At 45.6% G+C, this 15,330-nt stretch carries 9 protein-coding genes and 2 pseudogenes; 5 read left to right on the top strand and 6 right to left on the bottom strand.

Features of this window, described 5'->3' with window-relative positions; translation table 11 throughout:
• Positions 1-76: 76 nt before the first annotated feature.
• Both AC3IT7_RS00790 and AC3IT7_RS00785 read left to right on the top strand, forming a co-directional pair.
• Positions 77-193 (top strand): annotated as a pseudogene (locus tag AC3IT7_RS00790) (AbiJ-NTD4 domain-containing protein); the annotation flags it as partial.
• A gap of 216 nt (positions 194-409) precedes the next feature.
• Positions 410-526, top strand: a pseudogene (locus AC3IT7_RS00785) (AbiJ-NTD4 domain-containing protein); the annotation flags it as partial.
• 120 nt (positions 527-646) lie between these two features.
• Here AC3IT7_RS00785 and AC3IT7_RS00780 read toward each other — a convergent pair.
• Entirely contained in the window at positions 647-2,353 is a 1,707-nt protein-coding gene (locus AC3IT7_RS00780; RefSeq protein WP_489249064.1) for a GGDEF domain-containing protein, read from the bottom strand.
• 1,127 nt (positions 2,354-3,480) lie between these two features.
• On the opposite strand from AC3IT7_RS00780, the gene omp33-36 reads away from it, so the two are divergent.
• On the top strand, positions 3,481-4,371 hold the full coding sequence (omp33-36, locus tag AC3IT7_RS00775) for a porin Omp33-36 (protein WP_489249063.1): 891 nt from the start codon (positions 3,481-3,483) through the stop codon (positions 4,369-4,371).
• Between the two features lie 76 nt (positions 4,372-4,447).
• Here omp33-36 and AC3IT7_RS00770 read toward each other — a convergent pair whose 3' ends face one another.
• The 4 genes from AC3IT7_RS00770 to AC3IT7_RS00755 all read right to left on the bottom strand — a co-directional run bounded on the left by AC3IT7_RS00770 (position 4,448) and on the right by AC3IT7_RS00755 (position 9,586).
• Positions 4,448-6,418, bottom strand: a complete 1,971-nt coding sequence (locus AC3IT7_RS00770; RefSeq protein ID WP_489249062.1) for a BCCT family transporter — start codon at positions 6,416-6,418, stop codon at positions 4,448-4,450.
• A 178-nt stretch (positions 6,419-6,596) separates the two neighbouring features.
• Positions 6,597-7,313, bottom strand: coding sequence for an ion channel (locus tag AC3IT7_RS00765; RefSeq protein WP_475654136.1), 717 nt, complete (start codon positions 7,311-7,313; stop codon positions 6,597-6,599).
• Positions 7,314-7,545: 232 nt separating this feature from the next.
• Complete coding sequence (locus AC3IT7_RS00760) at positions 7,546-9,252, bottom strand: cation acetate symporter (RefSeq protein WP_475654137.1); 1,707 nt, start codon at positions 9,250-9,252, stop codon at positions 7,546-7,548.
• A 1-nt stretch (position 9,253) separates the two neighbouring features.
• Positions 9,254-9,586 (bottom strand): DUF485 domain-containing protein, encoded by a 333-nt coding sequence (locus AC3IT7_RS00755; protein WP_475654138.1) that lies wholly within the window; start codon positions 9,584-9,586, stop codon positions 9,254-9,256.
• 181 nt (positions 9,587-9,767) lie between these two features.
• Here AC3IT7_RS00755 and AC3IT7_RS00750 point away from each other — a divergent pair, with 181 nt between their 5' ends.
• Positions 9,768-13,259: a hybrid sensor histidine kinase/response regulator gene (locus AC3IT7_RS00750; protein ID WP_489249061.1), complete on the top strand. Its 3,492-nt coding sequence runs from the start codon at positions 9,768-9,770 to the stop codon at positions 13,257-13,259.
• Positions 13,260-13,671: 412 nt separating this feature from the next.
• The gene (locus AC3IT7_RS00745; protein ID WP_489249060.1) at positions 13,672-14,433 is read left to right on the top strand and encodes a hypothetical protein; all 762 of its coding nucleotides are present in this window, start codon (positions 13,672-13,674) and stop codon (positions 14,431-14,433) included.
• An 80-nt stretch (positions 14,434-14,513) separates the two neighbouring features.
• Here the strand turns inward: AC3IT7_RS00745 and AC3IT7_RS00740 are convergent, their stop codons facing one another.
• Positions 14,514-15,164 (bottom strand): response regulator, encoded by a 651-nt coding sequence (locus tag AC3IT7_RS00740; protein WP_218208566.1) that lies wholly within the window; start codon positions 15,162-15,164, stop codon positions 14,514-14,516.
• Between the last annotated feature and the right edge of the window lie 166 nt (positions 15,165-15,330).

Raw genomic sequence — 15,330 nt, 5'->3', positions numbered from 1 at the left:
TGCGCCCTTTCGCCTTTGCGGCAAACAAAGCATCATCGGCATTTGACAATAAGGCCATCCAAGACGCCGCCCCAATCGCCATGCAATATTAGACGAATCAAATCTTTCTTATATCGATGCCAAATTTATGCTTGTTGCCTGCACAAATTTTATTAACTATCTCATCGACAAAACCCAAAATCATCAAAATTAGATCACATGACTGGCAACATGGATGTTGCCCGTTTGACTGTGCTAAAGGGACTTAGCATCAGTTGAACAAATGCATTTTGCTACTTTTGTGCAGTCAAAAGTAGAGAAGGAACCTTTTAGACTAAACCTCAGCCACCACATTCCGCCCTTTGGCTTTTGCTATAAACAAAACATCATCTGTATTTACCAGTAAAGCCATCCAAGATACCGCCTCAATCGCCATACCATCTTAGAAGTATCCAATCTAAGTTATATCGATGCCAAATTTATGCTTGTTGCCTGCACAAATTTTATTAACTACCTCATCGACAAAACCAAAGATCATCCCAATTAGACCACATGACTGGCAACATGGATGTTGCCTGTTTGACTGTGCTAAAGGGACTTAGCATCAGTCGAACAAATGCATTTTGCTACTTTTGTGCAGTCAAAAGTAGAGAAGAAACCTTTTAGACTAAACCTCAGCCACCACATTTCGTCCTTTAGCTTTGGCTTTAAACAAAGCATCATCGGCATTTGACAATAAAGCCATCCAGGATGCCGCCCCAATGGCAACCCCAATACTGACCGAAATCTGGATCTCATCCCCTGCTGCAGTCAGAATATGACGCTCAGCCACTTCAGCCCGGATCTTATCCGCCACTATCAATGCCTGATCCATCTGGATATTTTCAATCAATACCAGAAATTCATCGCCACCATAGCGCACCAGCAAATCCGTCGCCCGGACATTGGCCTTTAAACGCTCGGCCACCAGTTGAATCACCTGATCGCCAATAATATGCCCATATTGATCATTCACCTGTTTAAAATGATCAATATCAATAATCATCAAACAGGTTTGACTGAGTTGACTCGGCTGATTTTCCAGAAAACGGATATATTCTTCCAGCGCAAAACGGTTGGATAACCCGGTCAAAGAATCGGAATGGGCAATATTCTTTAAACGAAATTCCAGGGCATCGCGCTCTTGCAACATCTGTTGCAGCTTCTGAATTGCGGCAAATAAGGAATCCGAATGATTCACTTCACGCAGCCGCATATCTATTTTGTGCCGAGCCGAGTTATTGGATAAGTTCAACAACATGTGACGGGCATGAACCAGCGGCAGAAAGACCTGTTTACGCGCAAAGATCATAGTCGAAATGGCGGTCAGCAATGAAATCAGAGATAACAGTATGGTCCAGATCAAATGATTTCTATTGGTATTCATTTCCTGAATCGCCACCTGCCTGCTGTATTGCAGCAAATAACTTTGTAGATCGACTACGCTAGAAAATTTATCAACAATGGCTTCGGTCAGTTGTGTTCCACTCAAATGATAGGCACGTTTTTCCAGACTATCACTGATCAATTGAGAAATAATGGGTAAGCCTTGCTGAATAAACTCGGTTTCTACCCGTCGATGCAATTGAATGAATTCCGCGGTCTTATCTTCAGCAGGCTGCATGGTCTCAACCAGTGCCCAAAGATATTGCACCTGATGCTGCGTCTGTAAGGAGCGTGTGATATTTTCAGTAGGAAGCGGCACCGCAAAAGTTACATGTGCCATAACAGATGAAGCCACACGCCCAGCCTGATCACGTAAATCAGACAGGAATAAAATCTGGTTAATATATCTAGAAAGCTGAGTCGATGAGCGATCTGACGCAACCACTACACCTCGTAAAACCTCACGACAACTGTCCCATGCAGCAAACATGGCCAGAATCGCCTGATCAAGTTCTTCAGCGCTGCGCAGCTGTCGCGGTATCTGGGTATAATGATCAACCTGCCTACGACCATTGTTCAGACTGATTTTGACCTGTAAAAGCTGCTGACTCAGGGCTTGAAAACCAGATTGCGCCAATACATCTACAGTATGCTCAAGCTGTTGGTCGACCTGCTGGCGGTAAATCAGCAATTCTTGTTGATGCCGGGCAAATTCTTCAGCCGAACTGGACATGGCTTTGTTGGCAGGCGCACGTTCACGGGAGATTTTATTGGCCAGATCAGCGACCTGTTGCAAGGCATTCAGCTGGTGATAGGTTTGTCTTGATTTTAAATAACTTTGACCACTACTCACCATCAAGGGAATACAGATACAAAGCAGGCTTAAAATAATAATCGACATGGACCAGTATAAACGTTTACTGATCCAACCTGAGCGTAATGTGTTCATGCTGTTTTATTACGCCCCAATATGACAAACAAACCTAAATTAGAGCGAATATTATACAAATAAAACCATGGTTTCTTAAAGATTTTAGTCGTAGTTAACTGATGTTTTTAATAATTTTTATAAATTCGAGTTTTTAAATTATACCTTTGAAACCTTAAGCTAGAATTTTAGGCTTATTCCTCAAAATAAAGCCTGATAAAGCCTATGAATTTTGGCAGTTAAAAAAATATAAAAACTTGCTTTCCGCACTATTTACACATGCAACAAATAGGTGCATAATGCACCGCATTAGGGCGAGTTAAATTATTCCTCAGCAGATATTTTAGTTTACCCGCAAATTTTGGCGAAAAAATCCCAGTTTTCTATGAAAATTGGGATTTTTTTTGCCTATCCTATTTTTAACTTCAATTTATTCCAATTAATATGCATCATTATGGTGCATTATTTTAACTGGATTGCTGGCTTAATCCATTTTTTAAAAAGCTGTATTCGCCTGAAAAAATAATAAAAACAAAGTAAAAAATTCTGGATAAAAAAAAGCCCAACCTTGGGGAAAGCTGGGCCAATAAAACAAAAATTGTGGAGGATCACGCTAAATCATGATGAAACATGAACTTTAACCTGATGCTGATATTATGTAAAAATCCACTAACAATGTAAAGCCGATTAATATACTCGGAATTAAAAAAATCACAATTTAGTTCAAAAAAGAGACATTTATTCTGATATCGAAGTAATTTTGCCTTAATAAAGGCACAAATTAAAATAAAACGTGATCAATTTAATAGTTTTACTGATGTTATTTGACATATTTATGAATTTATTAACTAAGCATGAATTGGATTTGGCAATAATAATTAAAAAATCAATTGAAATAATAAATTATAATATCACCACATTTTCTTCTTAATCTTCAAGGCAGTGTTTTATTTTTAAACGCTAGCTTTTTGTTATAAAACAGATTTTAGCTAAAATAAGATTTCAAGCTAATTAGTGGATTTTTACACAAAATTAATACATTATTTTTAGGCCAAAAAATACTGAATTTATAGTGGATTGACTTAATAAATTGTTACAATACAATACGTTCTATGTTGTACATCTTTTGTAACAAAATGGTAAATATCATGAAAAAACTAGGTTTAGCCACTGCTGTATTATTAGCGATGACCGGTGCTCAAGCATATCAATTCGAAGTTCAAGGTCAGTCAGAGTACATCGACAACACTGCAAATGACAAAGACTTCACTGGCGCTGTTCAAGGTACTTACTACTTCAAAGATGTAGACGCTTCTAAAGGTCCTTTAGCTGAAGCTGCTTTCCTGAACCAAGCTTCTAATGTTGCTCTAGCGTATAGCTATGGCGAAACTAAAGAAGATGGTGAGCGTGACGTAGTTCATGCGTATGGTGCTAAAGCTGAAGCTTACATCCCAACTCAATTTGTTCCGGCTTATGCAAGCGCATCTTATAACCATACTATCGTAGATAGCAAAACTGGTAATCCTGATGACAATGGCGATCGTTATGCATTAGAACTTGGTGCTTTAGTTGCTCCTAACTTCTTAGTTGCTGTTGGTTATACTAGCGTTGCTGACCAAGCTTCTTTAGATGCATTCAATATTGTGTCTAACGGCGTTGCTAAAGCTGCTCTTGAATCTGCAACAATTGCTGATAAGACAGATGCGATCACTGCACGTACTAAATACGTTGGTGCAATCGACGGTACAAATATGGCGATCGGTTTTGAAACTGGTTTAGTGTATGGTCGTGATACTGCTTACAACCTAAAAACTGATCTTTTCTTAACACCTAAGTTAAGCGTTGGCGCATCTTATATGGAATCTAGCTACAACGATTCTCCAGACAAAGCTTGGGGCGCGAATGTAAACTACTTCATCACTCCTGCTGTTGCAGTTGGCGCATCTTATGTAAATGCGAACTACGAAGCAAATCTTGCGCAAGATGCACAAGTACGTGATACACAAACTGTTGGCGTAAATGCTAAATTCCGTTTCTAATTGCTGATTAGATACTGAATAGAAAAAAGGACGCACATGCGTCCTTTTTTATTGCTGCTTTATTTTTCAGATGACTTTATTCCGGTGTACGTACCAGACTTAAAAAGTGCAAATGCCGCTCATACTGATCAATGATGTCCTGTAACAGATCTTCCTGCGTCCACTCCATCACATCATAACCCTGCCCGCCTTCTCTCAAGAATACTTCTGCCTGATAGGATGCTGCTCCTGCATGATCCAGTTCTGACATAAAGCTTGGACTCAAAGTCTCGGTTGCAACCACCTGATAGATAAAATTGATTTCACCCTGATGATCGACACGCAACTGTATTCCCTGCTCTAGCGCATTGATATTTACCTGCAGTTGGCGTCGTTTCAGCTCAGTTTGAAAGCTGATAAATGCCTTGTTGACTGTGCTGCGAATATACTGCTGAACTTCTTCCTGAGTATGCGGATAATGCATGATCAGGCCCAGTCGCTGTTGCCAGCTGCGTGGATTCTGAATCGCACGCGGGGTAATCCGTGCTGCCTGCAATGCATGCATTTTGGTCACATCAAGATGCAAGGCTTTAATTAAGCCCCAGCAGATTAGCAGCATAATAAAGGTAAAAGGCAAGGCGCTCATGATCGTGGCCGATTGCAAGGCTTGCAGTCCACCAGCCAGTAACAGGATAACGGCCAATAAAGCCATGAGTACGGTCCAGAACAGGCGCTGCCAGGTCGGGGAGTTTTCAGTTTTCGCGGTCAGATAATCAGTGACCAAAGCACCCGAGTCGGCAGAGGTGACAAAAAACAGCATCACCAGCAAAGTTGCAATAATACTGGTCACAGCACTGAAAGGCAGGTTCGCTAAAAACTCGAACAGCGCCACAGATGAGTCACGTTGTACGGCATTTAACAGGCTGGTATTGGCTTCGTGCATAATGCTATACAGTGCAGCATTGCCCATAAAACCCATCCAGATCAGGGTAAACCCGGTCGGAATCAGCAACACCCCGACAATAAATTCACGGATACTGCGCCCTTCCGAGACCCGGGCAATAAACATCCCGACAAATGGTGACCAGGAAATCCACCAGGCCCAGTACATGATGGTCCAGCCGCCAATCCAGCCACTCGGCTGATAGGCATACAGGTTAAAGGTCATAGCAAACAGATTCGAGACATATTGTCCGGCATTCTGAATGGTGGTCTGTAACAGATAGATGGTGGGACCTGCCACGAACACAAAGACCAGTAATAGCAGCGCCAGCACCAGATTTAGCTCGGCTAAGCGTTTAATGCCTTTATCCAGGCCAAAAAATACCGAGGTGGCTGCCATGGCACTCACTACAATAATCAGGATGACCTGCGTACTGGGTGCCTGTTCAATTCCAAACAGATAATTTAGACCAGAATTGATCTGGGTAACCCCAAAGCCCAAAGTGGTGGCCACACCGAACACTGTACCAATGGTGGCAAAGGTATCGACCCCGTCTCCAATCGGGCCATAGATCTTTTTACCAATCAGCGGATACAAGGCTGAACGAATTTTCAGTGGCAGTTGATGCCGGTAAGCAAAATAAGCCAGCGACAAACCGACCAGTGTATAAATGGCCCAGGCATGCAGCCCCCAGTGAAAGAAGGTTACTCGCATGGATTGCTGTGCCGCCAGCACGGTTTCGGGTTCGCCGGCAGGTGGGGTGACATAATGCATCACCGGCTCGGCCACACCAAAGAACATCAGGCCGATGCCCATGCCTGCGGTAAATAACATCGCAAACCAGGAAGCACTGCTATATTTGGGCTGACTATGGTCAGGTCCCAGTTTAATTTTGCCCATATCAGACAGAGCAATATAAATCAGAACAATCAAAAAGACTGCGACCGACAAGACATAGAACCAGCTAAAGGAATTAGTGATCCACTGGTTCATTTGCTGGGTCAGCGCAGAAAATGCATCTGGTGCAAACACGACCAGTGCCAAGAAAACCGCAATAATTGCAACGGTACTGATAAAAACATTTGGATTGATATTGGCAAACCAGGATGGTTTTGTGGAAGGCATACATCCCCCATTTTTCATAAATTAAGTTGCCGCTAGGCTTGAATCATTATTGACAAGTACAAACGATCGCGCAGAGTCTACTGCTGCCATAGATACGTTTTGATTTTCAGTATTTTAAAATGAGCAGAAGAAGAAAGCAGTGAAGTTACTGTAACCCGATCCATCCGGAACTGGCCGCTTATTCATCCGGGCTTCTATGCTTGTTTTGTGTTGTATTACGTTTGGGAAGATAGGAAATATACTGCAAGGCGATCAGGCGTGAAACGATCAGGGCCAGATACATCACCCCGACAAACATCTGGATAATGGCCAGCATGCGTGCTGCCGGACTAACCGGCATCATATCCGACAAGCCCGTCGCAGACTGTACACTAAAACTGAGAAAAAGCAGATCCAGCCAGGGTTGATGAGCTTGCAGATCGGGATCAGAAAAGCTGTAAGGCACCCATAACTGGCAGATGCTATAGAGAAAGGCAAAACCCCAGGCCAATAAGGTAAATACCGCTCCAGCGGCAAAAAGTTCATCTTTGGTCAGATAGCGGTCATGGAACATGTAGCGCAACAGGCCATAAGCGGCACTAAAATATGCACTGGCTTCAAACAGATTGGCGATTACATAGACCCAGGTGTGGCGCAGCCCCAAAACCAGCAGCGAAGAAAATAGAATGGCCCCGGCCACGAAGCTGAGCCCTAAAATGGTAAACATCGGCGTCTGGCGAATGACTCTGGCAATTACCAGTAAAACCAGAACTCCCAGCACCCAGGTGACTGCTCGATAAGACAGGTTTTCATAACTCAGCATGGACAATATCAGGATCAGCAATTGCAAGCAAAGCAGCCATGCCGAAGGCAAATGGCTAAAACTGCTCCAGAACTGCCGCAAAGATTGCTTCATAATGCCCTTCTTGTTTGTCTCATCATGCACAGCGCACATTGTTATTTTTATCAGGCTTAAACATAGCATGATTAAGCTTGCTTGCAGATGCAGGATTTGTATGAAAATTACTGAGAGTTTAGTGGTCAAATCCAGCGCATTCAACTCAGGACAATGCTCCCAATAAACCAGGTCTGAGCCTAGCGGCATAAAAAAAGTCCCTTAAGGGACTTTTTTTAGGTGAGATCAAATCTTAGTGATCTGATGCTCCCGAGATACCGATACCGGTTTGTGAACGTACAAACTGGGCATCAAAGGCTTTGCGTTCTGCTTGTGCCTGTGCCGAATTATCCGTCACAGAGAACAACCAGCAGCAGAAGAATGACAATGGCATCGCGAAGATTGCTGGACCATTGAACGGGTTCACCGGCGTATCAGAAATAGCCAGAGTGTCGACCCAGACTGCTTTAGAAAGCACAATTAATGTTACTGCGGTCACCAGACCGGCAACACCACCAATTACTGCACCACGTGTGGTCAGACCTTTCCAGAACATGGACAATACCAGCACCGGGAAGTTGGCACATGCAGCAACCGAGAATGCCAGACCTACCATGAACGCCACGTTTTGTTTCTCGAACAGAATCCCGAGAATCATCGCAAAGATCGCAAGACCTAAAGTTGCAATTTTAGACATGCGCAGTTCAGATTCAGGCGTGGTTTGGCCTTTCTTCAATACGTTGGCATACAAGTCATGTGAAATAGCTGAAGCACCTGATAGGGTCAAACCTGCAACCACCGCAAGAATCGTAGCGAAGGCCACTGCAGAAATGAAGCCCATGAACAGATCGCCACCGACTGCATCAGACAGGTGAACCGCCGCCATGTTATTACCACCGACCAGCTCCAGCTTGCCCGTCACTGCCATTTTTGCAACATCAAGGAATTGTGGGTTGTTCGATACATACAGAATCGCACCGAAACCAATGATGAAAGTCAGCAGGTAGAAATAACCGATAAAACCTGTAGCAACGACCACTGATTTACGTGCTTCTTTGGCATCTTTTACCGTAAAGAAACGCATTAAAATGTGTGGCAGACCTGCCGTACCAAACATCAATGCAAGACCTAGTGAGATTGCATCAATCGGATTGGATGCCAGACTGCCTGGCCCCATGATCTTGGTTGCATCGGTAAGGCTCAGATCATGCACTTTTGAATAGACACCAATTGCCTGTTCAAACATGTTGGTAAAGCTGAAGCCGACACCTTTCATGACCATAAATGCCATGAAGGTTGCACCAGACAATAACATGACTGCCTTGATGATCTGTACCCAGGTGGTTGCCAGCATACCGCCAAACATTACATAAGCCATCATTAACAAACCAACGATAACCACTGCAATGTTGTAGTTCAGACCGAACAGCAGCTTGATCAGCTGACCTGCACCAACCATCTGTGCAATCAGGTAGAACGCAACCACTACCAGCGAACTCAACGCCGCCAGGGTACGTACCGGTTTTTCCTGTAAACGGAACGAGACTACGTCGGACAGGTTATATTTACCCAGGTTACGCAGACGCTCTGCGATCAGGAACAATACGATCGGCCAGCCGACCATAAAGCCCAGTGAATATAGCAAGCCATCAAAACCGGACAGGAACACCATCGCGGAAATACCCAGGAAAGATGCTGCTGACATATAGTCACCGGCAATTGCCAGACCATTCTGGAAACCGGAAATACCGCCGCCGGCAGTATAGAAATCTTTGGTATTGGTGGTTTGTTTTGCTGCCCATTTGGTAATAAACAGCGTTGCCCCGACAAAAATCAGGAACATGATGATCGCAGGCCAGTTGGTTGCCTGCTGTTCTGCTGCGCCCAGATCAGGCCCAGCCAATGCCAACCCTGAGGTCATTGCACTGGCAGCAAGGGCGATAAGAGAATTCCATTTCATCTTAATGTGGTCCTTTTTCATGGGTAATCGCTTCGACTTCACGCATGGCTTCTGCCGTGAGTTGATCCAGTGTATTGTTGGCAATATAGGAATACACGCCACACAGAATAAACGACAAGACAATGATGCCCAGACCTAGAGGAATCCCCCATGTCGTGACACCACCTGAAAGTGAAGACAGTAGAAACTCTTTGTTGTAGCCGACCAGCAACATGAACCCCACATAGACAAATAGCATAATGCCGGTCAACGTCCAGCTGAGCATACTTTTCTTGCGGACCATTTCTTTGAATTTTGGATTTTGTAGAATTCGATCTACTTGCGCCTCATCCATAGTTACACTCCTGTAGCCCAACCATGGGCCTACTATTTTTAATTCGAATTATCACTATCACAAGTTAACAAGATTCGTATGTGCTTGTAATTTAGACTTTGGTCGTTAAAAAATGATCAATTTAAACTGCAGCGTTCATGATGCGCTATCATAGCGGCATGCTCAGCACACATCAGGCTATATGAACAGTTGGCTCATCATAGGGGTACTTGCCCTCTATATCGCATTACTCTTTATCTGCGCTTTTTACGGAGAAAAACATGCCAGCCGGCTGAGTACCCGTGGGCGCATGTTATTGTTCAGTTTAACTTTAGGGGTGTATTGTTCCTCCTGGACCTTTTACGGGGCCACCGGTGCAGCGGTACGTGAAGGCATTATTTTCCTGCCGATCTATCTGGGCCCGCTGTTATTCGTGGCTGTGGGCTACGATATCTGGCGCCGTTTGGGACGGGTACGCCAGCATCATGCTATCTCCTCAATCGCGGACTTTGTCGCTGCACGCTATGGTAAAAGTGGTCCACTGGCATCGCTGGTAACCATTTTGGCGGTGGTCGCCATTGTGCCTTATCTGGCCTTGCAGCTACGCGCCATCGCCCTGAGTGCTGCGGTCATTCTGGAACCTTCTGCAGGGGTAACAGGCACCACCAATGGTGTACTTTTCCTGACCGGTATTCTGGCGATCCTGGCCATGATGTTTGGTACCCGGCAGATTGCCAATACTGAACAGCATGGCGGCCTGATGCTCGCCGTGGCCTTTGAGTCATTTGTGAAGCTTTTTGCCCTGTTGGCGGTAGCCTGTTTCTTCATGTTTGAAGCACCAGAAAATCTGGCTCAGATCAGTAACGATATCAGTACCACTTTTCATGATGTGCAACTGTTTGGCGTGCCACAAAGTTTCTGGATTCAGACCCTGCTGGCGGCACTGGCGATTATCTGCCTGCCGCGCCAATTCCATGTGGCCGTGGTTGAACTGCGCGATGAAAAACATATTCGCGGGGCACGGCGCTGGTTCGCGGTTTATCTGATTCTGACCACCCTGGCGATTATTCCGATTGCGAGCTGGGCTTTACATGCGGCACCACAATATCTGGCAATTCCGGATGTGGCGGTACTGTCGTTGCCGCTCAGCTATAACCAGGACTGGCTAACCTTATTGGCATTCCTCGGCGGTTTTTCTGCCTCTACCGGGATGCTACTGGTGTCTTCGGTGGCGTTGTCAATCATGCTCAGTAATGACCTGATCATGCCGGCACTATGGCGTTTAAAACTGATTTCCCGGCATGACAAGCGCTTGCCGCTGGTGCTGAAATTTACCCGTCGGGTCTGTATTCTGGGCGTGATGTTGATGGGCTTCATGTTCTTCAACTTTTTTAATGATATTGATCAGCTCTCGGTTTTTGGCCTGTTGGCCTTTAGTGCGGTAGCACAATTTTCCCCGGCCCTGATCGGTGGCCTGTACTGGCGGGGTGGCAGTAAACAGGGGGTCTATGCTGGACTGCTGACCGGTTTTGCCTTGTGGGCCTATACCCTGCTGTTTCCAACCATCTTGCGCAGCCTGCCCGAAGCCTATAACAGTTTCAGCCACAGCCTGCTAAATGAAGGCCCTTTTGGCTGGAACTGGTTAAGACCGGAAGCACTGATCGGTTTCGAGTCTTTTGACCCATTGACGCATGGAGTAGTCTGGGCGCTGGGTCTCAATACCCTGCTGTATATCTGGATCTCCCGTATTTTCCGTCCAAGTATTGCCGAACAGATTCAGGCCGAAAGTTTCTTCTATTATGAAACCAAGCCCCTACCTTCGCAGAGTCCTTCCACCGACGTCAGCTATTCACATCAGGATGTGGCCCGTTTAAAAGTCGGCGATCTGATTACCCTGGCTAAACGGATTACCGGTGAAGGACCAACTACGCGCGCTTTCCAGCAGTTCTGTACCCAGAACAGTGTCGAGCTGAATGAAAACAGCAGTGCCAATGGCATGTGGTGGCGTTTCACCGAACAGTATCTGGCGGGTACTATCGGGGCAGCTTCGGCACGAACCCTGCTGACTACAGCCATGGTCAACAACGGTCTGGCTCTGGGTCAGGTCGCCAATATTCTCGATCAGGCCTCGCAATGGCAGCGCTTTAATCAGAACCTGATCATGACCATGATTGATCACATGACCCAGGGGGTCAGCGTGGTCGATGAGAACATGTGTCTGGTGGCCTGGAACAACCAGTACCTGAAACTGTTCGATTATCCGACCGATATTGTTTATGTCGGCTGTCCGATTGCCGACCTGATCCGCTATAACGCCGAGCGTGGTGAATGTGGGCCGGGTTCGGTGGAAGAACATGTGCGGAAACGGATTCACTGGATGCAGGTCGGCAGTGCGCATGAATTTGAACGGATTCGTAAAGATGGCCGGGTGATCCAGATGCGCGGCAATCCGATCGAAGGTGGTGGTTTCGTCACCACTTTTGCAGACATTACTGCCTTCCGTGAAAATGAGGCCGTACTGGAAGCACGGGTTCAGGACCGAACCCAGCAGCTGGCCGATGCCCTGTCCGAGCAGCAACTGGCACGTGAACAGGCCGACAAAGCCAATATGTCAAAAAGCCGCTTCATTGCCGCCGCCAGTCATGACCTGTTACAGCCGATGCATGCCGCACGTCTGTTCAGTACTGCACTGGAACAAAGCGTGCAAAATGATGAAGACCGCAAGACCCTGCAGCAACTGGATCGTGCCCTGCATGGTGCAGAAAGTATGCTCTCTGCCCTGCTGGATATTGCCCGACTGGAAGGCGGGACCATTCAGCCGAATCGTCAGGCCTATCCGCTGCATGACCTGCTCAGCGATCTGGAACTGCAGTTTAAATCCATCGCTGCTCAGCGTGGCATCAAGTTCAGTGTGCATGATGCGCAGTTCTGGATTGATACCGATCCGCAATGGATTCGCCGGATTATCCAGAACTTTGTCAGTAATGCACTGCGCTATACGGCCAAAGGCAAAGTGGTGGTCGGAGTATTACGTTCGAGCAGCAGACCGAATCATATTCGGATTGGCGTCTGGGATACCGGCCCCGGGATTGCCGAGCAACAGCGCATCAAGCTGTTTCAGGAATTTGAACGTTGCGGCCATACCTCTCCTTGGGGTGAACAGGGTCTGGGTCTGGGTCTGGCAATCGTACAACGCATGACCAGCATGCTGGATTATCCGGTACATGTCTCTTCCGAGCTGGGCAAAGGCTCGTGCTTTATGATTGAAGTCCCGGTCATTGCAGCCCCAAAAGTCGTTGCAGCACCTGTTCAGGCAGTACCTTTAAAAAGCAAAGCCTTTAAAATTCTGTGTCTGGACAATGATGAAACCATTCTGGAAGGCATGTCGACCTTATTGAGCAAATGGGGTTATCAAGTGTTTAAAGCCACCGAACCTGAGCAGGCGGCAACGCTGATCCAGCAGGAAAATATTCAGGTCTGGCTGGTAGATCAGCATCTGAATCAGGACAAGATCGGTTTGGACTTTATTCTCGCGCATCGTCGTAGCGATATTCCGGTTGCCCTGATCACAGCCGATTCCGATCCGGAATTGCCGCAGCGCCTCAAGGAACTCAATATTGTACTGCTGAAAAAACCGCTGAAACCGGCATCCTTACGCTCATGGTTATCTGGACTGAAAATTTCCGATTCCTGACACAAGAATGCTCTGAGCAATGCCCATTTCAAAAGTTGAAATGGGCATTTTTTATACTCAACTGCCACAGGAACTTACCTGAATTGCAGAAAATTTATTCTGATGTGCTAAAAGCAGTATAAATACCCTAAATATACTGTATTCAATTGACCAAAATGATCATTTTTTAATTCACTATGGCAAAAACTGACGAATATATTAATGTACATATGTACACTTGCTTACAATTAATTATCTTGTTGTTTACTATAAAAATTAAAGGTTGATTTTTCACCACTATAACTTTAGTCGTATTTTTTATCTGCTGCACTTGGCTCTAAAAATAGAGGAATAAGAAACGATCAGTTTCCATCTTGTGCATGTCTTCATTTTTTTGGTCACTGATCTATTTCTGCATATCGGAGTTCTTCACATGAACATAGATCAAAACCATGGCCTGAATCAGACCCAGCAGTTTCACCGTCAATATGGTGCCAATGCCTTGTTGCCAAGCATTGACTGGGCACAGATTTTTAAATACAGCAAGCTGAATGATGCCCAGTATCAGGCACTGGAAACGCTGTATCAGAGTGCAGTTCCCCTGGCACTGCAAGTCTTCGACGAATTACATTTCGATGTCTTTGAGCCTTATGCCTACAAGCCACAAGGTCTGGGCCTCTTTGAAAAGATTGCCGAACAGGAAGATAAACTGCTTCAGTCCTTGGAAGCAGAAGTAGAAGATCTTCCGGCAAAAACCCGCCATCAGATCTGGAGCATGCTGCTGCGTGGTGGCGCGGTGCTGGTGTTCAAGGCTTGGCTGGGTAAAGTCAAAAATGAACAAGATTGTCTGGACACCAGCCAGTTTGACGAGCTGTCGGATTTGTTATTTATCAAAACCTGTCCGCATGAGCTGGCGCAGCGCCTGCATGTCGATCCCAGCATGCGCGATGAGCATGTCTTCCTGATGTATGACAATGAAGTCTATCTGGACCGTTTTAACAGTCTGGAAACTGCAGCGCTGTTTGTCGATCTCGGGGTTTATGATGCGACTTTCCTGAGTCTGCGTGATGATCGCGTGGCGGAATATCTGAAATCTAAAGGCTATGTCACTGAAGATCAGATTGATGAACTGCAATGCGCCTTAAATCCCCTGTTCTGCGATGATTTCACTCGCAAGCAGGATTATATCGCTTAAGGCATAGATAGCTTTTCACTGAATTATTCAGATAAAAAAAGACCTCCAAGGAGGTCTTTTTCAATTCGGGCATATCCGGCTTACATTTTGCGTTCTTCAATATTTAGTGCATTGATGGCCAATACGGCCTGCGTCCGGTTTTGTACCCCAAGCTTACGGAAGATTGCCGTCACATGCGCTTTAATGGTCGCTTCGGATACGTCCAGTTCATAAGCAATCTGCTTGTTCAGTAAACCTTCAGCCACCATCATCAAGACCCGGAACTGTTGTGGGGTCAAAGACTGGATCCGTTCTGCCAGGGCAGTTTCATCCGCAGCACGCGGATCAAAGTTCATGTTGGCTGGCAGGTTGGGTGGCAACCAGATTTCGCCTTCGAGCACTTCACGAATCGCTTCACCAATATGGCTTGGATGTGCCGATTTTGGAATATAGCCCATTGCACCATGCGCAATGGCACGCTGGATGATGCTGACTTCTTCATGGGCAGACACGACAATAATCGGCAATGACGGGTATTGAGCCCGCACATGCACCAAGGCAGAAAAACCCGATGCGCCCGGCAAGTTTAAATCCAAGAGCACAAGATCAGGCTCAGGGCCATTTTCTAGACGTTCATAAAATTCATTGACTGCCGCAGTTTCATGAATCTGGGCTTGTGGCAGGCTATAACGTACGGCTTGAATCAAGGCATGACGAAATAGTGGATGATCATCAACGATTAAAATATTCATAGGCAACGTGTGAGAGATCTTATGCACGGTAGCCCTATTCTAACCACACAAATTCATTAAGGATATGCAAGACACTATTATTTTTAAAATAATATGCAGTTTTTCTTCAAAATGGTGCATTTTGCACTATTTCAATAATTGTTTAATTCTCATCACTTTTTTATAT

The organism is Acinetobacter sp. KH_038 (assembly GCF_057839405.1).
The sequence above is the reverse complement of the archived record's forward strand: the minus strand, read 5'-3'. Positions and strand labels throughout refer to the sequence as shown.

What these genes read in the sequence shown, in the direction of transcription:
- AC3IT7_RS00770 (WP_489249062.1), bottom strand. Translation starts at nt 6,418, where the DNA reads ATGCCTTCCACAAAACCATCCTGGTTTGCCAATATCAATCCAAATGTT.
- omp33-36 (WP_489249063.1), top strand. Translation starts at nt 3,481, where the DNA reads ATGAAAAAACTAGGTTTAGCCACTGCTGTATTATTAGCGATGACCGGT.
- AC3IT7_RS00760 (WP_475654137.1), bottom strand. Translation starts at nt 9,252, where the DNA reads ATGAAATGGAATTCTCTTATCGCCCTTGCTGCCAGTGCAATGACCTCA.
- AC3IT7_RS00740 (WP_218208566.1), bottom strand. Translation starts at nt 15,164, where the DNA reads ATGAATATTTTAATCGTTGATGATCATCCACTATTTCGTCATGCCTTG.
- AC3IT7_RS00780 (WP_489249064.1), bottom strand. Translation starts at nt 2,353, where the DNA reads ATGAACACATTACGCTCAGGTTGGATCAGTAAACGTTTATACTGGTCC.
- AC3IT7_RS00750 (WP_489249061.1), top strand. Translation starts at nt 9,768, where the DNA reads ATGAACAGTTGGCTCATCATAGGGGTACTTGCCCTCTATATCGCATTA.
- AC3IT7_RS00755 (WP_475654138.1), bottom strand. Translation starts at nt 9,586, where the DNA reads ATGGATGAGGCGCAAGTAGATCGAATTCTACAAAATCCAAAATTCAAA.
- AC3IT7_RS00765 (WP_475654136.1), bottom strand. Translation starts at nt 7,313, where the DNA reads ATGAAGCAATCTTTGCGGCAGTTCTGGAGCAGTTTTAGCCATTTGCCT.
- AC3IT7_RS00745 (WP_489249060.1), top strand. Translation starts at nt 13,672, where the DNA reads ATGAACATAGATCAAAACCATGGCCTGAATCAGACCCAGCAGTTTCAC.